At 67.4% G+C, this 23,586-nt stretch carries 20 protein-coding genes; 12 read left to right on the forward strand and 8 right to left on the reverse strand.

All coding sequences use genetic code 11. The features are described from left to right. Positions 1-289 precede the first annotated feature (289 nt). Together J5J86_RS01820 and J5J86_RS01825 are read left to right on the forward strand one after the other, a co-directional pair. Positions 290-1,102 carry an amino acid kinase family protein gene (locus J5J86_RS01820; protein WP_209103204.1) on the forward strand — a complete coding sequence of 271 codons (813 nt, stop codon included), beginning with the start codon at positions 290-292 and terminating at the stop codon, positions 1,100-1,102. A gap of 10 nt (positions 1,103-1,112) precedes the next feature. Then, positions 1,113-1,943 (forward strand): amino acid kinase family protein, encoded by an 831-nt coding sequence (locus tag J5J86_RS01825; protein WP_209103205.1) that lies wholly within the window; start codon positions 1,113-1,115, stop codon positions 1,941-1,943. 49 nt (positions 1,944-1,992) lie between these two features. On the opposite strand, the gene J5J86_RS01830 is transcribed toward J5J86_RS01825, so the two are convergent. Then, positions 1,993-2,622, reverse strand: a complete 630-nt coding sequence (locus J5J86_RS01830; RefSeq protein ID WP_209103206.1) for a helix-turn-helix transcriptional regulator — start codon at positions 2,620-2,622, stop codon at positions 1,993-1,995. Between the two features lie 133 nt (positions 2,623-2,755). Here J5J86_RS01830 and J5J86_RS01835 point away from each other — a divergent pair, with 133 nt between their 5' ends. After that, positions 2,756-3,898 carry a threonine synthase gene (locus J5J86_RS01835; protein ID WP_209103207.1) on the forward strand — a complete coding sequence of 381 codons (1,143 nt, stop codon included), beginning with the start codon at positions 2,756-2,758 and terminating at the stop codon, positions 3,896-3,898. 44 nt (positions 3,899-3,942) lie between these two features. Here J5J86_RS01835 and J5J86_RS01840 read toward each other — a convergent pair whose 3' ends face one another. Further along, on the reverse strand, positions 3,943-4,449 hold the full coding sequence (locus J5J86_RS01840; RefSeq protein ID WP_209103208.1) for a YciE/YciF ferroxidase family protein: 507 nt from the start codon (positions 4,447-4,449) through the stop codon (positions 3,943-3,945). A gap of 318 nt (positions 4,450-4,767) precedes the next feature. Between J5J86_RS01840 and J5J86_RS01845 the strand changes: the two genes are divergently transcribed. Further along, positions 4,768-5,865, forward strand: coding sequence for a zinc-binding metallopeptidase family protein (locus J5J86_RS01845; protein ID WP_209103209.1), 1,098 nt, complete (start codon positions 4,768-4,770; stop codon positions 5,863-5,865). A gap of 41 nt (positions 5,866-5,906) precedes the next feature. Here J5J86_RS01845 and J5J86_RS01850 read toward each other — a convergent pair whose 3' ends face one another. Next, positions 5,907-6,551 (reverse strand): TetR/AcrR family transcriptional regulator, encoded by a 645-nt coding sequence (locus J5J86_RS01850; protein ID WP_209103210.1) that lies wholly within the window; start codon positions 6,549-6,551, stop codon positions 5,907-5,909. Between the two features lie 337 nt (positions 6,552-6,888). On the opposite strand from J5J86_RS01850, the gene J5J86_RS01855 reads away from it, so the two are divergent. Together J5J86_RS01855 and J5J86_RS01860 are read left to right on the forward strand one after the other, a co-directional pair. Then, complete coding sequence (locus J5J86_RS01855) at positions 6,889-8,055, forward strand: HlyD family secretion protein (RefSeq protein WP_209103211.1); 1,167 nt, start codon at positions 6,889-6,891, stop codon at positions 8,053-8,055. Positions 8,056-8,063: 8 nt separating this feature from the next. Next, positions 8,064-9,635, forward strand: a complete 1,572-nt coding sequence (locus tag J5J86_RS01860; RefSeq protein ID WP_209103212.1) for a DHA2 family efflux MFS transporter permease subunit — start codon at positions 8,064-8,066, stop codon at positions 9,633-9,635. Positions 9,636-9,644: 9 nt separating this feature from the next. Here the strand turns inward: J5J86_RS01860 and J5J86_RS01865 are convergent, their stop codons facing one another. Further along, on the reverse strand, positions 9,645-10,451 hold the full coding sequence (locus J5J86_RS01865; protein ID WP_209103213.1) for an IclR family transcriptional regulator: 807 nt from the start codon (positions 10,449-10,451) through the stop codon (positions 9,645-9,647). A gap of 179 nt (positions 10,452-10,630) precedes the next feature. Here J5J86_RS01865 and J5J86_RS01870 point away from each other — a divergent pair, with 179 nt between their 5' ends. From J5J86_RS01870 to J5J86_RS01880, 3 genes are read left to right on the forward strand one after another with little or no spacing between them, the layout of a single operon-like run. Beyond that, a complete protein-coding gene (locus J5J86_RS01870; protein WP_209103214.1) occupies positions 10,631-12,703 on the forward strand; it encodes a 3-hydroxyacyl-CoA dehydrogenase NAD-binding domain-containing protein in 2,073 nt (690 codons plus the stop codon). Between the two features lie 22 nt (positions 12,704-12,725). Then, positions 12,726-13,916 carry an acyl-CoA dehydrogenase family protein gene (locus tag J5J86_RS01875; RefSeq protein WP_209103215.1) on the forward strand — a complete coding sequence of 397 codons (1,191 nt, stop codon included), beginning with the start codon at positions 12,726-12,728 and terminating at the stop codon, positions 13,914-13,916. Positions 13,917-13,928: 12 nt separating this feature from the next. Then, the gene (locus J5J86_RS01880; RefSeq protein WP_209103216.1) at positions 13,929-15,083 is read left to right on the forward strand and encodes an acyl-CoA dehydrogenase family protein; all 1,155 of its coding nucleotides are present in this window, start codon (positions 13,929-13,931) and stop codon (positions 15,081-15,083) included. Between the two features lie 5 nt (positions 15,084-15,088). Here the strand turns inward: J5J86_RS01880 and J5J86_RS01885 are convergent, their stop codons facing one another. Both J5J86_RS01885 and J5J86_RS01890 read right to left on the reverse strand, forming a co-directional pair. Next, positions 15,089-16,264, reverse strand: coding sequence for an amidase (locus tag J5J86_RS01885; protein ID WP_209103217.1), 1,176 nt, complete (start codon positions 16,262-16,264; stop codon positions 15,089-15,091). A 127-nt stretch (positions 16,265-16,391) separates the two neighbouring features. Continuing rightward, positions 16,392-17,129: a GntR family transcriptional regulator gene (locus J5J86_RS01890; RefSeq protein ID WP_209103218.1), complete on the reverse strand. Its 738-nt coding sequence runs from the start codon at positions 17,127-17,129 to the stop codon at positions 16,392-16,394. Between the two features lie 169 nt (positions 17,130-17,298). Here J5J86_RS01890 and J5J86_RS01895 point away from each other — a divergent pair, with 169 nt between their 5' ends. The 3 genes from J5J86_RS01895 to J5J86_RS01905 are packed head-to-tail and all read left to right on the forward strand — an operon-like array spanning position 17,299 to position 20,827. Further along, the gene (locus J5J86_RS01895; protein ID WP_209103219.1) at positions 17,299-18,750 is read left to right on the forward strand and encodes an aldehyde dehydrogenase; all 1,452 of its coding nucleotides are present in this window, start codon (positions 17,299-17,301) and stop codon (positions 18,748-18,750) included. Between the two features lie 10 nt (positions 18,751-18,760). Next, on the forward strand, positions 18,761-19,792 hold the full coding sequence (locus tag J5J86_RS01900) for an NAD-dependent epimerase/dehydratase family protein (RefSeq protein ID WP_209103220.1): 1,032 nt from the start codon (positions 18,761-18,763) through the stop codon (positions 19,790-19,792). Between the two features lie 54 nt (positions 19,793-19,846). Then, positions 19,847-20,827 carry a tripartite tricarboxylate transporter substrate binding protein gene (locus tag J5J86_RS01905; RefSeq protein ID WP_209103221.1) on the forward strand — a complete coding sequence of 327 codons (981 nt, stop codon included), beginning with the start codon at positions 19,847-19,849 and terminating at the stop codon, positions 20,825-20,827. Between the two features lies 1 nt (position 20,828). Here the strand turns inward: J5J86_RS01905 and J5J86_RS01910 are convergent, their stop codons facing one another. Together J5J86_RS01910 and hemA are read right to left on the reverse strand one after the other, a co-directional pair. Next, the gene (locus tag J5J86_RS01910) at positions 20,829-21,791 is read right to left on the reverse strand and encodes an ABC transporter substrate-binding protein (protein WP_209103222.1); all 963 of its coding nucleotides are present in this window, start codon (positions 21,789-21,791) and stop codon (positions 20,829-20,831) included. Between the two features lie 266 nt (positions 21,792-22,057). Next, positions 22,058-23,341, reverse strand: a complete 1,284-nt coding sequence (gene hemA / locus J5J86_RS01915) for a 5-aminolevulinate synthase (protein ID WP_209103223.1) — start codon at positions 23,339-23,341, stop codon at positions 22,058-22,060. Between the last annotated feature and the right edge of the window lie 245 nt (positions 23,342-23,586).

Consider the following 23,586-nt stretch of genomic DNA (forward strand, 5'->3'; position numbering starts at 1 on the left):
GAAACAGCGCCCGCTTGCGGCGGATGCGCCTCGAAATCCTCGGGCAACTGCGCGCTGTCCATGCTCCGTCCTCTTCGCAGGCAAGAGCCGGACGCACCCACAGCGCCCCTTGCCCTTCCACCTCCAGGGCTAGCGGGGCTCGGTTGCCTGGGGCTGACTTCGGGTGCGGCGCCCGAGAATGGTGCGTGCGCGGGGCAGGTACGTAGTTTCCCAGATTGTTGTGCGGTGTGCTAATCGGTATCCAGCTATTCCCTTCCAGGCATAGGATAGCCCATCGAAAGGCGCGCGCATGGCCGGACCCACAGCGGAGCTTGAAACGCTCCTGATGCAGCGATCTCTTACCGATCCGCAGCTGCTCGCGGCTGCCGAAACGGCAGGCGACGTGCGCATCCTTCCCGATGCCACGGTGATTAAGATCGGCGGCCAGAGCGTCATCGATCGCGGCCGCGCAGCGGTCTATCCGCTGGTGGATGAGATCGTGGCGGCCCGAAAGGCGCACAAGCTGCTCATCGGCACCGGCGCGGGCACGCGGGCGCGGCATCTTTATTCCATCGCCGCCGATCTCAGCTTGCCGGCTGGCCTCCTCTCCCAGCTCGGCGCCTCGGTGGCGGGGCAGAATGCGGCCATGCTCGGCCAGTTGTTGGCCAAGCACGGGATTCCGGCGGTGGAGGCGGCGGGCCTGTCCGCTGTGCCGCTTTATCTGGAAGAGGTGAATGCGGTGGTGTTCGGCGGCATGCCGCCTTATGCGCTGTGGATGCGCCCGGCCGCCCAGGGCGTCATCCCGCCCTACCGCACCGATGCCGGCTGTTTCCTGGTGGCCGAACAGTTCGGCTGCAAGGCCATGATCTATGTGAAGGACGAGGACGGGCTTTATTCGGCCAATCCCAAGACCGCCAAGGATGCCTCGTTCATCCCGCAGATCTCGGTGGATGAGATGAAGGCCCGGGGCCTGCACGATTCCATCCTCGAATTTCCGGTTCTGGATCTCCTCAAAGCCGCGCGCCATGTGCGCCAGGTGCAGGTGGTCAACGGCCTCGTGCCCGGCAATCTCACCCGCGCGCTGGCGGGCGAGCATGTGGGCACCATCATCACTGCCGACTGAGGGGCGCGCCATGGCTGAAACCGCCAACTCCATCAAGCATCTGGCCTCCGCGCTCGCCCGCCAGACCTTGCTCGACCGCGATCTCACCTCGCCGGTGGCGGGGCGCACGCCCATCCGCCTCTTGCCTTGGCTGCAGGTGGTGAAGATCGGCGGCCGCTCCATCATGGATCGTGGCGCCGCGGCCATCCTGCCCATCGTGGCGGAACTGCGGGCGCTCCTTCCCGAGCATCGGCTGCTCATCCTCACCGGCGCTGGGGTACGGGCGCGGCACGTCATGAGCGTCGGGCTCGATCTCGGGCTTCCGGTGGGCTCGCTCGCCCCACTCGCCGCCAGCGAGGCCGGGCAGAACGGGCATATCCTGGCGGCCCTTCTGGCCAGCGAAGGGGTCTCCTATGTGGAGCATCCCACCATTGCCAGCCAGCTCGCCATTCACCTCTCCGCCGCCCGCGCGGTGGTGGGCAGTGCCTTTCCGCCCTATCACCACCACGAATTCCCCAATTCCCGCATTCCGATGCACCGGGCGGATGCGGGCGCCTTCCTCTTGGCGGATGCGCTGGGTGCGGCGGGGCTCACCCTGGTGGAGGACGTGGATGGGGTCTATTCCGCCGATCCCAACGGGCCGGAGGGGGCAAGCGCCCGCTTCCTGCCGGACGTCCACGCCGCCGCGCTGGCCGCGACCGAGGGGGCTTTGCCCTTCGACCGCGTGCTGCCGGAACTGATGGCCAATGCCCGCCACCTCACCCATGTGCAGGTGGTCAACGGCCTCATTCCCGGCCGCCTCACGGCGGCGCTCAGGGGCGAGCATGTGGGCACCATCGTGCGCACGGGCGCGGGGAATTAAAGAGAGGGGGGCGGGCCTCGCCCCGCTCCGCCCGCATGCGGCTGGCGGCCTATTTGTTCAGATAGTAGTAGATGCTGCTGCGCGCAGTGCCGAGCGCCTTTGCCACTAGGTCCACGGACCCCTTCAGCAACATCAGCCCCTCATCCTCCAGCAGCGCCATCAGATCGCGCTTTTCGGCGGTGGTGAGCGATTTCGGCTCCTTGTTGCGGGCGGCGGAAAAATCGCGGATGCGCTTTAGGATGTCCTCCGACCGCGGCCCCTGGATCCTCTCCGTCATGCCGTCCCCGGCGCGAATGGCGGTGAAGGCCCGGATATAGTCGGCCATGCCGTTGAGGTACGACACGTCCATATTGAGGCAGAGGGCTGCCACGTAGGTGCCACTGCTGTCCCTGAGGCCGATGGAGGTGCTCTTCACCTGCCGGCCGTCGCGCAGTGTGTTGGCGTAATTGACCAGCTTATCGGGAAACCCTGGATCGCCGATGCGTGCGAGCCCAAGTTCGGTCGCCGGATCTCCAACGGCACGGCCGGAGATATTGTTTTCGATCGTGACGATGGCATGGGACGGGTTGGTGAGGTCGTGCAGCACCACCTCGCATAGGGGCGCGAACGTCTCCGCGAGCGCCTGCGCGATCTTTCCGGCCTCCCGCAGGATCAGCTCATGTTCGGAGCGCTTCGACATTTTGTCCGTTTTCGACAATTTAGTTGACATAAAATCAGTTTTCGACATTTTGTCGAAATGATCAATGGGCGGCTCCGCATCCTCCCTCCTAAGGTGCCGGAGCCCTGTTCTGTCGCGAGCCTGACGTGCCCTCATGACCTCCGAAGCACCCGCTTTTCTTGATCCCCGCACCGGCAAATACTTCCCGCTCCTGACCCTGGCCTGGCGCTCGCCCGAAGGCCATCCCTTGATGATGACCCCCATGGAGGGGCTCACGCGCCGTGAGATCCGCAAGGAGCAGCGCTCCATCTGGCGCTATTCCGCCGCCCTGCCGGTGGATGCCGCGGGCGCGGTGTCGCTGGGGGAGGGGCTCACTCCACTCGTTCCAGCCACCATCGACGGCATCTCCTGCCGCCTCAAGCTGGAGTGGTTCTCTCCCACCGGATCCTTCAAGGATCGCGGCGCGTCCGTGCTCATCTCTCACCTGCGCGCGCTCGGAATTGATCGGGTGGTGGAGGACAGCTCGGGCAATGGCGGGGCCGCGATCGCTGCCTATGGCGCCGCTGCCGGCATGCGCGTGGGCATCTTCGCGCCGGCCTATACCCAGCCAGCGAAGATCGCCCAGGCGCGGGCCTATGGGGCGGAGGTGACGCTGGTTCCCGGCACCCGGCAGGACACGGAAGAGGCCGCCATGCGCGCGGCCGAGACGACCTATTACGCCAGCCACAACTGGCATCCCATGTTCCTGCAGGGCACCAAGACGCTGGGCTTTGAAATCTGGGAGGATCTTGGGTTCCGCGCCCCGGACAACGTGATCATTCCCACCGGCGCCGGGAGCAATGTGCTCGGCTGCCACATGGCCTTCCGGGAATTGCTGGCGGCCGGGGAAATCTCCCGCATGCCGCGGATTTTCGTGACCCAGCCGGAAAACTGCTGCCCCATTCACGCCGCACTTCATCCCGCATGGCGCGGCGGCGCGCCGCTGGAGGTCCATCCGACCGTGGCGGAAGGCACCGCGATCCGTGCACCCATCCGCTTGCAGGAACTGGTGGCAGCCATCCGCGACACGGGCGGCTCCAGCGCGGCGGTGCCCGAGGCCAATATCATCGGCGCGGCGCGGCTCCTGGCATCGAAGGGCTTCTACACGGAGCCCACCTCAGCCCATGCGTTCGCCGGGCTGAAGCACCTGGTGGCCACGGGCGTTATAACGGACGGCGAGGAGACCGTTGTGGTGCTCACCGGCTCCGGCCTCAAGGCGACGCAATTCTATGCGGAACAATTCGCGGAAGTGCCCTGAGGGAGATGCGGGCCGCTCGGCCCGCATCTCCCGGTGGCGGGCGGTTACTCCGCCGCGCGGATGTTGAGCTTCGCCTCGGCGATGGAGGTGAGCTTCTGGTCCGCCGCCTTTTCCTCGGCGAGGTTGCGTTCCAGGACGCGGGCGCAGTCGGCACGTCCCAGGCGCTTGGCCCAGGCGACCAGCGTGCCGTAGCGGGTCATCTCATAATGCTCCACCGCCTGGGCGGCGGCGGCGAGGGCGGCGTCGAGCACTTCCGGATCATCCACCTCGCTGGCGATGTCCTCGGCCTCGTCGATGATGCCGTCAATGGCCGGACAGGTGGTGGTCTTGGCTTCCACCCCATGCATGCGGAAGACTTCCTCGACACGGGTCACATGGCCCTGCGTCTCCGTGAGATGCATCTGGAATGCCTGCTTGAGCGTGGGGTCGCTCGCCTTGTCGATCATCTTGGGAAGCGCCTTCACGATGCGCTTCTCGGCATAATAGATGTCCTGCAGGGTGTGGACGAACAGGTCGTCCATAGTCTTGATGTCTTTCGAGAAAAGACCCATGGTTCTCTCCCTCCATGTGCTGTGAGGCGCGCCCGTTGCGGGCGCTTTTGCGGGAGTCCGCGTGATCACTTCAGGTGCGAGGCACCCGATGCAGGCGCCCTATGCCTCCGGTGACCGCGTGTCCGTCCCGGCCTGACCTTCCAACGGAGGGACGGCCCGCAGGTTCCTCCTGCCACGCTTGAGGAGCGGAAAAGGGGCGATTGCTTTTGTCTTGGACGTTGCGACGTTGCGTTGGGCGTTGCGCAAGGGGGAACCGCCTCGCGCGGGATGCGTTGTGCGCCGTCGACGGCCGCATCAGGCGGGCGGGGAGAACCATCCATGCAGCTCTTCAAGTGCCAGAACTGCGAGCAGGTGCTTTATTTCGAGAACACCACCTGCGTGAAGTGCGGCCTGCGGCTGGGTTACCTGCCCGACCGGGGGGCGCTCAGCGCGGTGAAGCCGGACGGGGCCACCTGGGTGGCGCTCGCCAATCCCAAGGCGCGTTATCGCTTCTGCGCCAACTGGGAAAGCTATGCCTGCAACTGGATGGTGGATGCGGGGGAGGGGGAAGCCTATTGCCGCGCGTGCCGCCATAACCGCACCATCCCGGACTTATCAAGCCCGGAGAACCACCGCGACTGGCAAAAGATCGAGCAGGCCAAGAGGCGCCTCTTTTATTCGCTCATCCGCCTGAAGCTCCCCTTGCCCACGCCGGGGAGCGGGGATCCCGAGCCGCTGGTGTTCGACTTCCTGGCAGATCCGCCGCAGGGACCGAAGGTGCTCACCGGTCACGACAATGGCGTGATCACGTTGTCCCTGCGCGAGGCGGATGATGCTGAGCGGGAGAAGGTGCGCGCCTCCATGGGCGAACTCTACCGCACTTTGCTCGGTCATTTCAGGCACGAGGTGGGGCACTTCTACTGGGACAAGCTGGTGCGCGACGGCGGCCAGTTGGAGGCCTTCCGCGCCCTCTTCGGCGATGAGCGGGACGATTATGGGGAGGCGTTGAACCGTCATTACGAGCAGGGCGCTCCGGCAGACTGGCAGGAGCGTTTCGTGAGTTCCTACGCCACAATGCATCCCTGGGAGGACTGGGCCGAGACATTCTCCCACTATCTGCACATCCTGGACACGCTGGAAATGGCGGGAGCCTTCGGCATCCGCATCGATCCGGACATCACCGACGATACGGCCCTTCAGGCCGATATTTCCTTCGACCCCCACCGGGTCCGGGACGTGCGCCGGATCATCGACGCCTGGCTGCCGCTGACCTATGCGGTGAATTGCCTGAACCGCTCCATGGGGCAGCCGGACCTTTATCCCTTTGTCATCCCGCCGGCGGTGGTGGAGAAGCTCGCTTTCATCCACGACACGGTGCAGGGACGCGTGCCGGCGGTGCGTCCGTCCCAAGGGGCCGTGCCAGCCGCGGCGCAATAGCCCGGCTCCCGCGCCCGTCCTGCTAGAGGATTTGAGACGTTCTAACGCCCGTAAGCCGCCAGGAAGACGCGCACCGCCTCGTCGACCGTCTGTGCGATCTGCTCGGCAGTGGGTGGGGCGTTGCAGCCGAAGAGCAGGCCCTTCACGGTCTTGTCGTGGCACAGGTTGAAGAAGAGGTGGGCTGCCTTCAATTCGTCCTGCATCTGGAGGCGGCCGAGCTCCGCCTGCTGGCGCAGGAGATCCGCTAAGCGACGCCCGCCCTGGCAGGGGCCGGCCTCGAAGAAGGCTTGGCCCACGCGGGGGAATTTCTCCGCCACGCCCATCACCATGCGCACCAGGCGGATATGGTCGGGCTCGACCATCATGGTCAGGAAGGAGATGCCGATCTGGCGCAACAGGCCGGCGACGTCGTCGCTGGTGCCATCCACTTCGAAGAGGCGTTCGGCGGACTTGCTCCGCTCGCTCAGGACGAGGGCCTCGAACAACTCCTCCTTGCTGCTGAAATAGACATAGATGGTGGCCTTTGAAACGCTGGCCGTCTTTGCCACCTCGTCCATGCTGGCGCCGTCGAAGCCCTTGTCGAAGAACACCCGTCGCGCGCCGTCGAGGATGTCGCGGCGCTTGGCGGACTCGGGTTCCTGGCGGGCGCCCGTGCGTGCAGGCGCAGCTGAAGTGGTCGTGCTCATGTCTCCCTCGGCCCGAGAGCCCCGCCGCCGTCCTGCGGCAGTGGCGCCAGTGTGAGCGGCAAGGCCGTGGACCTTCAATGGGCTCCGGGCAGTTTTCCCTGTTCGGAAGCACCTGAGTTGGTCCGAACAATGGGACGCCTTGCCCGGTCACTTAAGCGGTCCGGTCCATGCCTGTCAAAGCCATTGACTAAACCGTTTGGTTTGATATGTAAAGAAATATGAACTGAACGTTTCAGTTTTATCACCGCCCGCTCAAGCGAGGCCCAGAATGGCCCAGACCATGGCCCCAGTCCTTCTGAAGAGAGAGGATGCGCCCCCGACCCGGGAGGCCTCCCAGATGCCGGAGCGCACCGGAGCATCCCAGCCGCGCGCGGAGGCGGAGGCGCCCCGCAGCGAGGCGCCTAACGTCACTGCCAAGCGCCCGGACGGGCAGGCACCCGCGTCTCAGCCGGCAGACCAGGCGGATGCGCGAAAGCCGTCCCGCAAGCGCAAGATTCTTGGCGCCGTGCTCGTCCTCGCCGGGGCAGCTGGCTTCTATTACGGCTTGAACTGGTGGACGGTGGGCCGCTTCCTGGTCTCCACCGACGATGCTTATGTGGCGGCGGATACCTCCGTTCTGGCGGCCAAGGTGGGCGGCCATATCGTCAGCATCGACGTGGACACCAACCAGCCCGTCCATGCGGGCGACGTCATCGCCCATATCGATGATGGCGACTATGCCCTCTCCCTCCAGGCGGCGGAGGACAAGATCGCCACCCAGCAGGCCACCATCGCCCGCTATGGCCAGCAGATCATCGCCGGGCAGGCGAGCGTGGATCAGGCGGTCGCGGAACTGGCGGCGGACGAGGCGGAGCTGAACCGCACCCAGCTCGACTATGAGCGGCAATCCAAGCTCGCCAAGTCGGAATTTGCCAGCCGCTCCACGCTCGAAAACGCCGTCGCCGCCCGCGACAAGGCGCAGGCGGCCGTAGACGCCGCGAAGGCGGCGGTCGCCTCGGCTCAGGCCAATGTGGCGGTGCTCAAGGCCCAGCAGACCGAGGCCTCCCGCACGCTGGCGGAACTGACGGTCTCCCGCGACCAGGCCAAGCGCAACCTGGACTTCACCTTCGTGCGCGCGCCCTTTGACGGCATCGTCGGCAACCGGGCGGTGCAGGTGGGGCAATTGGTGCAGGCGGGCACGCGCCTCATCGCGCTGGTGCCTATCTCCAAGGTTTATGTGGATGCCAATTTCAAGGAGACCCAGCTCGGCCGCCTGCATCCCGGCCAGGCGGTGGACGTGGAAGTGGACGCCTTTCCCGGCCGTGCCTTCCATGGCCGCGTGGTGAGCATCGCGCCAGCCTCCGGCTCGGTCTTCAGCCTGCTGCCGCCGGAGAATGCCACGGGCAACTTCACCAAGATCGTCCAGCGCGTGCCGGTGCGCATCGAGCTCGACGACGAGGCACGCCAGGCCGGCGTGCTGCGGCCGGGCATGTCGGTCAACGCCATCGTCGACACGCGCAGCTGAGGCCCGTCATGTCCGGTACCCTCGCCTTGCCCGCCGCGACGGCCCGTCCCTCGTCCGAGGGGCGGCGCATGTTCGCCTTCCTGTGCATGGTCTTCGGCATGTTCATGGCGATCCTGGACATCCAGATCGTCTCGGCCTCGCTGGCGGAGATCCAGGCGGGGCTGGCGGCGAGCTCGGACGAGATTTCCTGGGTCCAGACCTCCTATCTCATCGCCGAGGTGGTGATGATCCCGCTGTCAGGCTTCCTGTCGCGGGCCTTCTCCACGCGCTGGCTGTTCGTGGCCTCGGCGGTGGGCTTCACCACCATGAGCCTGTTATGCGCCACCGCCACCACCATCAGCCAGATGATCGTCTATCGCGCCCTCCAGGGCTTCCTGGGCGGCGGCATGATCCCCACCGTGTTCGCGGCGGCCTATTCGGTCTTCCCGCGTGAGAAGCAATCGGTGGTCTCGCCCATGATCGGGCTGGTGGCGACGCTGGCGCCCACCATCGGGCCGACCGTTGGCGGCTATCTCACCGACCTTTTCTCCTGGCACTGGCTGTTCCTGGTGAATGTGGTGCCTGGCATTTTCGTGGCCATCGCCTGCGCCATCCTGGTGGATTTCGACGAGCCGGACCTGTCCTTGCTCGACCGCTTCGACTGGTGGGGCCTTCTCTTTATGGCCGGCTTCCTGGGCAGCCTGGAATATGTGCTGGAGGAAGGGCCCACCAATGACTGGTTCGAGGACAACACTATCCTCGCCTTCGCGGTGGTCTGTGCCTTCTCCTCCGTCGCCTTCTTCGCGCGGGCCTTCATGGCCCGTCACCCGGTGGTGGAGTTGCGGGCGTTCGCGAACCGCAACTTTGCGGTGGGCTCGGCCTTCAGCTTCGTCATGGGCATCGGCCTGTATGGCCTGACCTATCTCTATCCGCTCTATCTGGCCCGGGTGCGCGGCTATTCGGCCCTGATGATCGGCGAGACCATGTTCGTCTCGGGCCTTGCCATGTTCCTGACCGCGCCCATAGCCGGGCGGCTTTCGGCCAAGGTGGATCCGCGCATCATGATGGCGGCGGGCTTCTTGGGCTTTGCCATCGGCACCTGGCAGGTGACCTACATCACCAAGGATTGGGATTTCTGGGAATTGCTGGTGCCCCAGATTTTGCGCGGCGTGTCGCTGATGACCGCCATGATCCCCATCAACAACGTCTCGCTGGGCACCTTGCCGCCGGCACAATTGAAGAATGCCTCGGGCCTGTTCAACCTCACCCGGAATCTAGGTGGGGCGGTGGGGCTCGCGCTCATCAATACGGTGCTGAACAATCGCTGGGACCTCCACCTCGCCCGCCTGCACGAGAGCGTGCAATGGGCGCGGGGTGCGGCCGTGGAGCGGCTGGACACCATGACGGCGGCGCTCTCCGCGCTCGGGTCCGATGCGGAGCTGGCGGCGCTCAAGAAGCTGGCCGGCCAGGTGCGCATCCAGGCGGAAGTGATGGCTTTTTCGGATGTCTTTCTGGTGCTGACCGGCCTGTTCGTCACCCTCTTCTTCTTCGCCCCCCTCATGCGCCGGCCGGTGAACAAGGGCGGCGGCGGGGGCCATTGAGGGCGCAGGTCAGGCGCCCATCACGCCTTCGAGGCGCCGGGCCAGGGCGATGAGCCGTGGCCGGACGTCCTTCAGAAGGAAGTCGGGCGAGGTGATGACGGTTGGCGCCCCGCAATTGACCACCATGGGGTCGAGCCCGCCGCCGGGCCGGAACCCCACGGCGATGGCGCTCACCGTTTCCTGCCACTCCCCGAAGGAGCAGCAGCAGCCGAGCGTGCGATGATCTTCCAGCGCCTGTTCCAGGCCCTGCTGGAGCTTGGGCCAGGCCAGAGGATCGACCCGGCTCAACTCATCATAGAGCGCCGCGCGCTCGTCCAGCGCCAGCGCCGCCACATAGGCCCGGCCCATGGAGCTGCGCGCCATGGACATGCGTGAGCCCACGTCGATGTTGAGCGAGATGGCTGCCGTGCCGCGCAGGCATTCCACATAGCGCATGCTCAGGCGGTCCCTTACGCCGAGCCCCACCGTGCCGTCCGAGAAGGTGGCGAGCTCGCGCATGCCGGCGCGGGCGATCTGGCGCACCGAAAGGCCGCCGAGCGCCACCGAGCCCAGCGCCATCAATTGCGTGCCCTGGCGGTATTTCCCTGCTTCCTCGACGAAATGCAGGTAGCCAAGCTTCGTGAGCGTGTAGGTGAGCCGCGAGACGGTGGAGCGGGGCAGGCCGCAGCGGGCCGCGATCTCATGATTGGCCAGCAGCGTCTCTCCCGGCTTGAAGGCCGAGAGCACCTCCAGCCCCCGCGCCAGCGCTGTCACGAAATGGCGGTCGTCTTTCGATCCGTCTTCGGCATCGGTCTGAGGGGGCTGAACGCGGGGCATGAAGGAGCCTCAGAAGGGGGCGGCGAGACGCAGCGCCGTAGTCATTCTGCAATGCAGAATGCACGTTGCTGAACCGCCAAGCCAATGCCGGACATGGCTTGACATGGGCTCATCCATAGCCCAACACGACCATAACTGTGAACTTCAATTCTGCAATGCAGAATGAGAGGGAGGATGCCATGGGACCGGTGCGGACGGAAGCAGGTGCGGATGGCGTGATGCGCCTCACCATCGACAATCCTCCGGTCAATGCGCTCTCCGCCGCCGTGCGCGCCAGCATCGCAGCCGGCATCGCGCAAGCCAATGCGGACCCCGCGGTGCGCGCGGTGGTGGTCACGGGCGCGGGCAAGGCGTTCGTGGCAGGGGCGGACATCTCCGAATTCGGCAAGCCTCCATTATCGCCGTCCTTGCCGGAGGTGCTCCAGGCGGTTGAGGCCAGCGCCAAGCCCGTGGTGGCGGCCGTCAATGGTGTGGCGCTTGGGGGCGGCCTGGAACTGGCGCTGGCGTGCCATGCCCGCGTGGTCAGCCCCAAGGCCCGCCTCGGCCTGCCGGAAATCAAGCTCGGCATCATTCCAGGTGCTGGCGGCACCCAGCGCCTGCCCCGCATCCTTGGTGCCGCCCGTGCCTTCGAATTGATGGCGAGCGGCGAGCCGGTGGATGCGGCGGAGGCCCTCACCACGGGCCTTGCCGACCGTCTGCAAGAGGCCGACCTGCTGGCGGAGGCGGGTCGCCTTGCCCTTGAGCTGGCAGACCAGCCCCAATTGCCGCGCGTGCGCGACCGGGCCGACCGCTTCTCCGAGGCCGACCGCGCCGCCTTCGAGGCCGCCGCCGCCGAAGCCGTCAAGCGCGCCCCGCGCATGCCCAATGTGGCGGCGCTGGCCAAGTCCGTGAGGGCCGCGCTGGACCTGCCGTTCGAGGACGGGTTGGCGGTGGAGCGCGCCGCTTTCCAGGACCTGGTGAAGGATCCCAGCTCCAAGGCCCTGCGCCATCTCTTCTTCGCCGAGCGGGCGGCCGCCCGCGTGCCGGGCATCGGCAAGGAGGTGCGCCCGCGCCCCATCGCCCGCGCCGCCGTCATCGGTGCCGGCACCATGGGCGGCGGCATCGCCATGTGCTTTGCCCAGGCGGGCATTCCCGTCACCCTCATCGAGGTGAAGGCGGAGGCCCTGGAGGCGGGGCTCGCCCGCATCAAGGCCAATTACCAGACCTCCGTGAAGCGCGGCTCTCTCGCGCCGGACGCCATGGCGGCGCAACTGGCTTTGATCTCGGGCGGCGTGGGCCTGGAGGCGGCGGCCGAGGCCGATGTGGTGGTGGAAGCCGCCTTCGAGGACATGGCGGTGAAGAAGGATATCTTCGGCACCCTCGACCGCGTCGCCAAGCCCGGCGCCATCCTGGCCACCAACACCTCCTATCTGGACGTGGATGCCATCGCCGCCGCCACCAGCCGGCCGCAGGATGTGGTGGGGCTTCATTTCTTCAGTCCGGCCAATGTCATGCGCCTGCTGGAGGTGGTGCGCGCCAAGGCCACCGCACCGGACGTGCTGATGACCGGCCTCGATCTTGGCCGCCGCCTGGGCAAGGTGCCGGTGGTGGTGGGCGTGTGCTACGGCTTCGTGGGCAACCGCATGATGGCCAAGCGCAGCCAGGCGGCCGAACGCGTGCTGCTGGCCGGCGCGCTGCCCCACGAGGTGGATGACGCCTTCACCGCCTTCGGCTTCCGCATGGGCCCCTTCGCGGTGCTGGACCTCGCGGGCCTCGACATCGGCTGGCGGGCGCGCAAGGTCACGGGCGTGAAGGCCCCGGTGGTGGACGCCTTGTGCGAGCGGGGCCATTTCGGCCAGAAGACCGGGCGCGGCGTCTATCTGTATCCGGCTGGCGCCCGCAAGGGCGAGCGCGATCCGGAGACGGAGGCGCTCATCCTCGCCCTGTCCGCCGAGCGGGGCATCACGCGCCGCGCCTTCACGCCGGACGAGATCATGGCGCGCCTGCTCTATCCCATGGTGAATGAGGGCGCGCGCATCCTGGAGGAAGGCATCGCGGCCCGGGCTGGCGACATCGACCTCGTCTGGATCAACGGCTATGGCTGGCCCCCCTTCACCGGCGGCCCCATGCACTGGGCGGAGAGCGTCGGACTTTCCAAGATCGTGGAAGCGCTGGACACCTTCGCCGAGGAAACGGGCGACGAGAGCCTGCGCCCCGCTGCCTTGCTGCGAACGTTGGCGGAGCAGGGCGGCTCCTTCGCCGACAAGGCATAGGTCAGGATAGAGGGCAACCGCCATGGACCTGCGCTTCACACCCGAGGAGATCGCCTTCCGCGAGGAGGTGCGGGCCTTCTTTCGCACCGAGATCCCAGCCGCCATCCGCGCCAAGGTCTCGGAAGGGCGTCCCCTCGCACGGGAGGACTACGTCACCTCCCAACGCATCCTCAACGACAAGGGCTGGGCGGTGCCCCATTGGCCGGTGGAGCATGGTGGCCAGCCCTGGAGCGCGGTTGAGCGCTACATCTTCATGGAAGAGCTGATGCAGGCGGCGGTTCCGCTGCCCTTGCAGTTCAATTGCTTCATGGTGGGCCCGGTGATCGCCACCTTCGGCAGCGCGGAACAGAAGGCCCGCTTCCTGCCGCGCATCAAGAGCCTGGAGGACTGGTGGTGCCAGGGCTTCTCGGAGCCCGGCGCCGGCTCGGATCTCGCTTCGCTGAAGACGCGGGCGGTGCGCGAGGGCGATCATTACATCGTCGACGGCCAGAAGACCTGGACCACGCTCGGCCAATATGCGGACTGGATGTTCTGCCTCGCCCGCACCGATCCGTCGGCCAAGAAGCAGGCGGGCATCTCCTTCCTGCTCATCCCCATGGACAGCCCCGGCATCACCGTGCGGCCGATCATCACCATTGATGGCCGGCACGAGGTCAATGAGATCTTCCTGGATCATGTGCGGGTGCCGGCGGAGCTCCTGGTGGGCGAGGAGAATAAGGGCTGGGACTATGCCAAGTTCCTGCTCTCCAACGAGCGCACCGGGATCGCCCGCATCGGCATGTCCAAGGAGCGCCTCGCCCGCGTCAAGCGCCTCGCGCGGGTGACGCCTGCGGGGGCGGGGACCGTGTGGGACGACATGGATTTCCGCAGCCGTCTCGCGTCCGTGGAGATCGAGCTCAAAGCGCTGGAGATCACCCAGATGCGGGTGGTGGCGGCGCAGGCCACACGCGATCCCACCAAGCCCGATCCGGCCTCCTCCATTCTCAAGATCAAGGGGAGCGAGCTTCAGCAGGCCACCACCGAATTGCTGCTGGAACTGGCCGGCCCGCAGGGGATTGCGGCGCGGGGTGGCCTTGGCGACGACATGGACGGCCTGTTCGCCTTCGCGGAAGCGGCGGCGCCGGTCTATCTCAACCACCGCAAGGTCTCCATCTATGGCGGGTCCAACGAGATCCAGCACAATGTGATCGCCAAGGCGATCCTGGGCCTGTGAGGGGGATGCGCTGTGGATTTTGACCTTTCCTCCGAGCAGCTTCTCCTCAAAGACAGCGTGGAGCGCTGGGCCACCGACACCTATGGCACGCTGGAGCAGCTCACCGCCGCCCGCGCAGCGCCCCTGGGCTTTCCAGAGGCAGGCTGGGCGGCGCTGGCCGAGCTCGGTCTCCTCGCCTTGCCGTTTCCGGAGGCCGATGGCGGTTTTGGCGGCGGGCCGGTGGACGTGCAGATCGTCACGGCCGCGCTAGGGCGCGTGATGGCGCCCGAGCCCTATCTCGCCAGCATCGTGCTGGGGGGCGGTGCCGTGCGCTGGGCCGGGAGCGCCGCGCAGCGGGCGGACATTCTGCCCAAGGTCATGGATGGCTCGCTGCGCCTCGCTTTCGCCCATGGCGAGGCGCAGGCGCGCTACGATTTGAATGATGTCGCCACCTCGGCCCGCGCGGTGGAGGGCGGCTTCCGCCTCGACGGGCGCAAGAGTGTGGTGCTCAACGCCGATGCCGCCGGCCTCTTGGTGGTGAGCGCGCGCACCTGCGGCGAGCGCCGGGCGCAGGAGGGCATCTCCCTCTTCCTGGTGCCGGCGGACGCGCCGGGGCTGACCCTCACGGCCTATCCGACCCAGGATGGCGGGCGGGCGGCGGACCTGACCCTCACGGATGTCTTCGTCCCCGCCGATGCGCTTCTGGGCGTCGGCGATGCCGGGCTGCCCGTGGTGGAGAAGGTGGTGGATGGCGCCATCTCGGCGCTGTGTGCGGAGGCAGTCGGCCTTATGGAGGCGCTCACTGCCCTCACGGTGGACTATCTGAAGACCCGCAAGCAGTTCGGCGTTGCCATCGGCACCTTCCAGGCGCTCCAGCACAAGGCGGCGGACATGCTGGTGGCGCTGGAACAGGCGCGCTCCATGGCGCTCTATGCGGCCATGATGGCGGAGGCGGAGGATGCCGAAGCGCGGCGCCTGGCTTTGTCCGCCGCCAAGGTGCAGGTGAACCGCGCCGCGCGCTTCGTGGGCCAGAGCGCGGTGCAGCTCCATGGCGGCATCGGCATGACCATGGAATATCTGGGCGCCCATCATTTCCGGCGCCTCGCCATGATCGAGCTGATGCTCGGCGACACCGCCCATCACCTGCGCCGCGTCACCGAGGGCGGCGGCCTTCTGGCCGCCGAATAGGCTCCTCAGCCGAGTAGGGTTTTCGCGGCGGCGAGGAGATATTCATCCTTGCCGCGCGGGGCCATCAGCGAAAGGCCGACGGGGCAACCCTCCAGCGTGCCGAGCGGCAGGGAAATCTGCGGCACGCCCGCATGGCCGGCGGGGCAGAGCAATTCCAGCGCCCGCGCGCGGAAGCTCTCCAGGGCATCGCCGGGGGTGTTGCGCAAGGGCGCAATGCCCGGCGCGGTGGGCAGCACGATGAGCGTATCGCTGCCGAGCAGGGCATCCATGCGCGCCCGCACCTCGTCGCGCACCACCCGCGCTGCGGCTACTTCCCCGGCATCCAGGGCCGAGGCAGCCGCGAAGCGCTCGCGCACGCCGGGGCCGAAACTGGGCTTCACCTTTTGCACCCACGCACCATGGGCGGCCCAGGCCTCGTCCGATTGGATGAGACGAAAGGCATTGCGCCAGGCGGGCAGGGCGCCCTTGGCCACATCCACCTCTTCCGCCGTGCCGAGCCGCTCGGCCACCCGCGCAAGAGCGGGCGCGAGGGCGGCGCTCACCTCAGGCCCCGCTGCCTCGAACAGGTCGCGCGCCAGAAGCAGGCGGCCGGGGGCGCCGACCTCCGCAAGGCCACCAAACAGCACCGCGCCCACTTGCGCGAACAGAACCGGGTCGCGGGCGAACCAGCCGACGCTGTCATAGGAGGGGGCCAGCGGGACCGCGCCGTCGATGGCGATGCGCCCATGGGTGGGGCGCAGCCCGATGATGCCGCAATAGCTCGCCGGCAGGCGCACCGAGCCGCCGGTATCGGAGCCGACGGCGAAGTCCACGAGGCCGCCCGCCACCGCCGCCGCCGAGCCGGAGGACGACCCGCCGGGGATGCGGCCGGGCGCGGCCGGGTTGATGGGCGTGCCGTAATGATGGTTCTCGCCGTTCAGGCTCCAGGCCAGCTCGTCGGTGTGGGTCTTGCCCACCAGATGGCCGCCGGCGGCCAAGAGCTTGTCCACTACGGACGCGCTGCGGCTGGGAATGTCGTGGGTGGCAAGCCAGTCCGGGCTGCCTGCCGCCGTGGGTACGCCGGCCACGTCGAAGAAGTCCTTCACCGCGAAGATGCGGCCCGAAAGGGGCCCGTCGCCGGTGGGCGCGCGGTCGAAATGGCCGTGGGGGACGAAGGCGTCGAGGGTGTCCGTCACAGTCATGTCAGGCTCTTGCAGGTGTCGCCCGGGCCGGGCAGGAAGGTCACCCCTCATACCCGCTTCGCCCTGATTTGCCGACACAAAAGGCGATGGCCTTCCATTCGGGGAGCCCGTCTGGCCAAGCTCGCGCTTAGGCCGCCGGGGTTCGCGCGCGGGTCAGAAACTTCTCCTCATAGAGCCGCCGGGCGCGGCTCATATGGGAGATGGTGAGCGCCTCCAGCTCTTCCATCTGGCCAGCCACCAGCAGGTCCACCAGCGTGCGGTGCTCGTCGCAGGCCTGGGCGAGGGCGGCCGCATCCGCCACCCCATAGGCGCGGATGGGAAAGCTCAGCCAGTCGTGCTGGCGGATGGTGGCCACCAGAAACGGGTTGTCGCACAGGGCGAAGACCGCATCGTGGAACATCATGTTGGTGCGGTGGATGGCGACGAGGTCGCCCTCGCGCGCCGCCGCTGCATGGGCCTCCAGCCAGTGCCGCACTGGCTTCAGCGCCTCCTCCGAGGGCGGGCGGATGCGCGCCACCGCCGCCCGGTGCAGCACCTCGCGCATGTCATAGAGCCGCGCGATCTCGGCCTTGTCGAAGCGGCGCAGTTCCGCTCCCCGATAGCGCGGCTTCACCACCACGCCGAGCCGCTCCAGCTCTTCCAGCGCCGCGCGCACCACATGGCGCTTGGCGCCGTAATCCTCCATCAGATGGTCTTCGATCAGCCGGTTCCGCGGCAGGATGCGGCCGGCAATGATGTCCGCCTCCAGCGCCGCGATCACCGCCGCCACCGGCGCCGCCAGCGGGCGCTCGTCGCCCGGCAGGGTGAAGCGGGCCTCCGCCGCCGCTTCGGCTTCGTCATCGGGGGCAGGACGGGAACGGGGCATCGGGACGCTTTCGCCAAAGGCGGAACGAAGACAGGGATGAGGGACGCTCGGGAGCGTTTCTACGTCCTTTTTATCAATAATATCATCGAGCGGATCATCGGCATCTACCCCCTGGCAGCCAAGGGCGACGCGCGTCTAGCGTGCCGGCGCAATTCAGGAGGAAGCACCGATGCCAGTGAGCGCACGGGCCATCACGCCGCCGCAGGAGGAGATCGTCTCCATCGATCCCGCCAACGGCCGCATTGTCGGGACGGTGGCTGCAACGCCGCTCGATGCCATTGACGGGATCGTGGAGCGGGCCTGGCAGGCCTATCGCACCTCGCCCTGGCGGGCGCTGGCGCCCCAGCGCAAGGCGCTGGTGATGCAGGAGATCGCCCGCCGCATCGCGGCCGAGAAGGAGAGCCTGGCCCAGCTCCAGATGCGCGACAGCGGCAAGCCGCTGGCCGAGTGCCGGGGCATGGTGGACTCGGCCGCCGGCGCCTTCCGCTATTATGCGGGCGTGGTTGAGACCATGGAGACTGAGGTCCAGCCCTCGCGTGGCGAGTATGTGGCCATGACCGTGGTGGAGCCCTATGGCGTGGTGCTCTGCATCACCCCCTGGAACTCCCCCATCATGAACGAGGCCGGCAAGATCGCCCCCGCTCTGGCGGCGGGCAATGCCGTGCTCCTGAAGCCCTCCGAGGACACGCCCTTGCTCGCGCCGGAACTGGCGCGCATCTGCCTGGAAGCCGGCCTGCCGGAGGGCCAGCTCCAGGTGGTGCAGGGGCGGGGGGAGACGGTGGGCGCGGCGCTGGTCGCCCATCCCGGTGTGCGGATGATCTCCTTTACCGGCGGCACGGTCACGGGCCGCGCCATCGGCAAGGTGGCGGGCGAGCGCCTCGCGCCCGTGGCGCTGGAACTGGGCGGCAAGTCGCCTCACGTGGTGTTCGCGGACGCCGATCTCGACCATGCGGTGGCGGCGGTGGCGGCCGGCATCTTCGGTTCGGCCGGCCAGAGCTGTGTCGCCGGCTCGCGCCTGTTCGTGGAAGAGAGCGTCTATCGCGAAGTGGTGGACCGCGTCGCCGCCCGCGCCAGTGCAGTTCGTGTGCGCGCGCCCGATGCCCCGGAGGTGGAGGTGGGGCCGCTCGCCTCCTTCCATCATCGCGACAAGGTGGCGGCCCATGTGGCACGGGGCTTGGCTCAGGGCGGCACGGTGCTGGCGGGCGGCGCCATCCCCACGGGACCCGCCTATGACGGCGGCGCCTATTACCTGCCCACCGTCATCGAGGGCCTCGGCCCTGATGCGATGCTCTGTCAGGAAGAGATCTTCGGTCCGGTCCTCGTCGCCCTGCCATTCAAGGACGAAGCGGACCTCATCGAGAAGGCCAACGGCACCGCCTTTGGCTTGGCCTGCGGCATCTGGAGCGAGAGCTTCAAGCGCGCCTGGCGCGTCGGCCGGGCCTTGGAAGCTGGCTCGGTCTGGATCAACACCTACAAGCAGTCCCACATCTCCTCGCCCTTCGGTGGCTTCAAGGCCAGCGGCATCGGCCGCGAGAAGGGCATTGAGGGGCTGCGCCTCTACGGCCAGGTGAAGAGCATCTTCCTTGGCCTCCACGAAAATCCCCTGTCCATCGCACGCTGACGGAAACGCCATGACTTCGACCGAACGCACCCCCGCCCTCGCCATTGCTGGCGGCCGCTTCCTGATCGTGGGCGGCGCCAGCCTGGTGGGCTCCACCACCGCCGATTTGCTGCTCGCCCAGGGCGCCGCCGAGGTGGTGATCCTGGACAATTTCTCCTTCGGCGCCCGCGAGACCATCGCGCACCTGGAGGGCAATCCGCGCGTGCGCATCGAGACGGCGGACATCACCCGCCTGCCGCAGCTCCTGCGCGCCATCCGCAATGTGGACGGCGTGATCCATCTTGCCGCCATGATGACCATCTCCATGGACCGCGACCCGGATGTGGGCCTGCAGGTGAACATTGACGGCGTGCGCAACGTGATCGCCGCCTGCTGCGCCAATGGCGTGCGCAAGCTGGTCTTTGCCTCCTCCAATGCGGTCTATGGCTACGGGCCGGGGGTGGCGGGCGAACTGGTGGAGAAGACGCCGTTCCACTCGGCCGGCGCGCCGCCGGCGGCAGTGCTCTATGGTGCTTCCAAGATCATCGGCGAGCAGCTCTGCCGCGATGCCTTCCGCCGCTATGGCCTTGATTATGTGATCCTGCGCTATTCCACCGTCTATGGGGAGCGCCAGCATTATCGCGCCGCCAATGCGCTCTACATCATCGAGACCCATGACCGGCTGAAGAAGGGCCTCGCCCCCCGCGTGCTGGGCGACGGGTCCGAGACCAAGCATTTCGTCTATGTGGGCGATGTGGCCCGCGCCAATGCGGCCGCGCTCGCTTCGCCCGCGACCGACGTGGCGGTGAACCTTTCCGGCCCCGCGCCCGTGACCACGCTGGAACTGGTCAATCTGGTGGCCGAGGTGGCCGGCATTCCCATCGCGCCGGAGCATGTGGAGCCCGAGCCCGGAAAGGTGCGCCTGACCACCGGTGGCGCCTTCCGCATCGCCCATGAGGAGGCGGAGCGCGTTATCGGCTGGAAGCCGGAAGTGACCATGCGCGAGGGCATCCGCCGCCTCATCGCCTGGCGCGACGGCATCACCGCCGAGGCGGCGGAGTGAGCGACCGCGCGCCGTTCTATCCCCTTTCCGAATAAACATAATCTGGAGGACACCATGGACATCTCTCTCTCTCGCCGGCGCTTCATGGGTACAGCTGCCGGCCTGGCCGCCGGGCTAGTCGCGGCGCCCGCCGTGCTGCGCGCCGATACCTTCCCGAGCCGTCCGGTGGAACTGGTGGTGGGCTTTGCGCCAGGCGGCGGCACGGATGTGACCGCCCGGACCTTCGCCGGCTTCCTCTCCACCGAACTGGGCGGGCAGGTCATCGTCGTCAACAAGCCGGGCGCCTCGGGCGAGATCGCGCTCGCCGGCGTCGCCCGTGCCAAGCCCGATGGCTACACGCTCGGCGTCACCAACATGCCGGGCCTCGTCACCTTGCCCATTGAGCGGCAGACCAAGTTCCAGCTGTCCGACTTCGACTATGTGGCTAACCTCGTCTCGGACCCCTCCGCTTTCTCGGTGCAACCGGACAGTCCCATCAAGACGCTGAAGGACCTCGTCGAAGCGGCCAAGAAGGATCCCGGCGGCGTTACCTTCGGCTCCACCGGCATCGGGACCGACGACCATCTGTGCCTGGTCCTGTTCGAGCAGGCCACGGGCGTGAAGCTGAACCATGTGCCCTTCCAGGGCGCCGGCCCCATGCGCACGGCGGTGCTCGGCGGGCAGGTGACGGTGGCCGGCCTGAATGTGGGGGAGGTCGCGCCCTTCCAGACCCAGCTGCGCATGATCGCCCAGGGCGGCGCCACCCGCTCGCGCTTCGCGCCGGACGTGCCCACCTTCAAGGAGCAGGGCGTGAACGTGGAGATGGGCTCAGAGCGGGGCATCGTCGCCCCCAAGGGCCTGCCGGCCGATGTGATGGCCAAGCTCACCGAAACTACAGCCAGGATCATGAAGAATCCCGACTTCCTGGCCAAGATCGAGAGCCAGTACACCCAGGAAGACTACCTGCCCGGCCCCCAATGGCGCGAGCGCCTCGCGGTCGCCGACGCCAAGTTCCGGGCCCTGTGGCAAGCCCAGCCCTGGTCGGGCAAGGCCTGAGCTAGCGGTTCGCGCCGGGCGCGATTTCCGCCGGTGGCAGGAGCCGCGTGTCCGTCAGCCGGTGCACGTCCGCCAGCGTGAGCCGCGCCCCACGTGAGCGGTCGAAAAGGTCGAGCACCACCTCGATGTCGGCATCCCGCATCCGGCCGTCCCGGAGGAAGTCGCTTTGTGAGCCGAACAGTCCCTCGGCCACCGCTGCGGCGGCCGGGGCATTGAGCCCCGGCAATGCCGGCTGGACCATGCGGGTGACGCGCACCCGGTTCGTGGGGTCGCAGGCGAAGGCGAGGGTTTGCGTGATCGCCGCGACCGTCCTTCCTGCGGCCTCCTCGTTGCCAGGCAGAGCGAGCCAGGGGCGCCGGGCGGCCAGGACGATGGCCTGATACCCTCCGAGCGCGTCCGCGACCTTACCGAGCAGGCCGAAGCCCGCCTGTTGGACGAGGTCGGTATAGGGGGCACCCAGCAGCGTGGCGTCGAACTCACCGGCCAGCAGCTTTTCAAAGCGCAGATTGGTGGCGCCGGCATAGACCACCTCATAGTCCCGATCGCGCTCCAGGCCGTCCCGGCGCAAGATATGGAACAGGGCGCTCGCATAGCCGGTGTCCGTGTCCACCGCCACACGCCTGCCCTTGAGGTCCGACAGCGCGGCAAGGCCGGGACGGGCCGCCAGGGACAGGAAACCCCGGTGGATGCCGGCGATGATGACCAGGTCCGAGGCCGCGGGATGTGATGCGCGATGACAGTCTAGGACATCGTCGAGGCTCATGGCCACGAGGGGCTCTGGCCCGTCGAAGGCGATGGCATGGGCTTCGTCCGCGTCCCTCACAAAACGGCGCACCGGTGCCTCAAGGGCCGACGGATCGTCCGCGTGGCGCTGTTCGGCCACGCTGAGCAGGACCTCGGTGGCATCACGAAAGAGGGCGATCGGAGCGGGGTGGGCGGCGCCTTGCCAGAGAACATGGCTCATCGGACATCTCCATTCGCACGGAAGGGGTAAGAGAGGGGAGGGGGCGCCCGCCCTTGAAGCGCCACCCTGCCAGGCACGTCGTCGACGCTGCATCTGGCGACACGGACCGAGCGAGTGTTCGGCGCAGGGGCCGCTCCGGGATGTGCGCGGGAGGATGCCTCTGGCGCCCCGAATCTTCGGGTGCAGGGCGCGCGACGAGAGCTTGCCAACAAAAAAGGCCGGGATGCGAGGGGCATCCCGGCCTTTTGCGTGAAGAATGAGGGCGCTCAGCCACCCGCCATGGGCACCGGGATCGGCGCCGGAGCAGCCGCGCCGACGGCGGCGCGCAGCGGCTGGGGCGTGCGCACCACCCGGGGCAAATCGAGGCGGGACCACACATCGCAGAGCGATTCGGCCAGATGGTTGATCATCCGGTCCGTGTGGAAGGGGGTGGGCGTGATGCGCAGGCGCTCGGTGCCGCGCGGCACGGTGGGATAGTTGATGGGCTGGATATAGATGCCGTGCTCGGCGAGCAGAACGTCGCTCGCCGCCTTGCAGGCCTTGGCATCGCCCACCATCACCGGGACGATATGGGTGGGGGTGTCCATCTGCGGCAGGCCGGCGGCGGCCAGGGCTGCCTTGACCTTGGAGACCTGCGCCCGCTGCCCGTCGCGCTCGGCCTGGGAGACCTTGAGGTGACGGATGGAAGCGGTGGCGGCCGCGGCGACCGCCGGGGGGAGGGCGGTGGTGAAGATGAAACCGGGGGCATAGGAGCGCACGGCATCCATCACCACGCGCTTGCCGGTGAGATAGCCGCCGACCACGCCGAAGGCCTTGCCCAGCGTGCCCTCGATCACGTCGACGCGGTGCATGACGCCGTCACGTTCGGCGACGCCGGCCCCGCGCGGGCCATACATGCCGACAGCGTGCACCTCGTCCAGATAGGTCATTGCGCCGTAGCGCTCGGCCAGATCACAGATGGCGGCGATGGGGGCGATGTCGCCGTCCATGGAATAGACGCTCTCGAACACCACCACCTTGGGGCGGTTGCCGGCGGCCTGGAGCAGCTCTTCCAGATGGGCGAGGTCGTTATGGCGGAAGATGGCCTTCTGCCGGCCGCCCTGGCGCACGCCCTCGATCATGGAATTGTGGTTGAGCTCGTCGGAGATCACCACGCAGTCGGGGATCAGCTTGACGATGGTGGAGATGCCGGTGGCGTTGGAGACATAGCCGGAGGTGAAGACCAGCCCCTGCTCCTTGCCGTGAAGATCCGCCAGCTCGCGCTCCAACATCACGATTTCGTGGCTGTTGCCGGAAATGTTGCGGGTTCCGCCCGCGCCGGCGCCGCGCAGCGAGGCTGCCTCGCGCATGGCCTCGATCACCGACGGATGGCGGCCCATTCCCAGATAGTCGTTTGAGCACCACACCACGATCTCGCGGGGGCCTCCGGCCGAGTGCCATAGCGCGCGGGGAAAGCGGCTCGCATCGCGTTCGATTTCCGCGAAGGTGCGGTAGCGGCGCTCCCGGCGCAGGGCGTCGACGGCGTCAGCGAAGAAGTGGTCGTAGGTCATTCCGAATCCTGCGGGGGGACGAGGTCGCGGAGGAATCCTCTTCATTCTCACTTTAGGACGACACCTTGCTCCTTGTATTGATACCAATCAAGAGCACTTGTCCGCGACGCGGCGATCCGGCGCGGGGCACGCAAGCCTGGCGGCAGCGTCGGGAAGCAGCGATCTGGGCTGCCTCTGCCTTTGCCGGGCGTCCCGGAAAAGTGGCACCAATGTGGATCAAAATTCATCAAATTGCCGCTTGCGAA

It is taken from the genome of Aquabacter sp. L1I39 (assembly GCF_017742835.1).
Lineage (GTDB): Bacteria > Pseudomonadota > Alphaproteobacteria > Rhizobiales > Xanthobacteraceae > L1I39.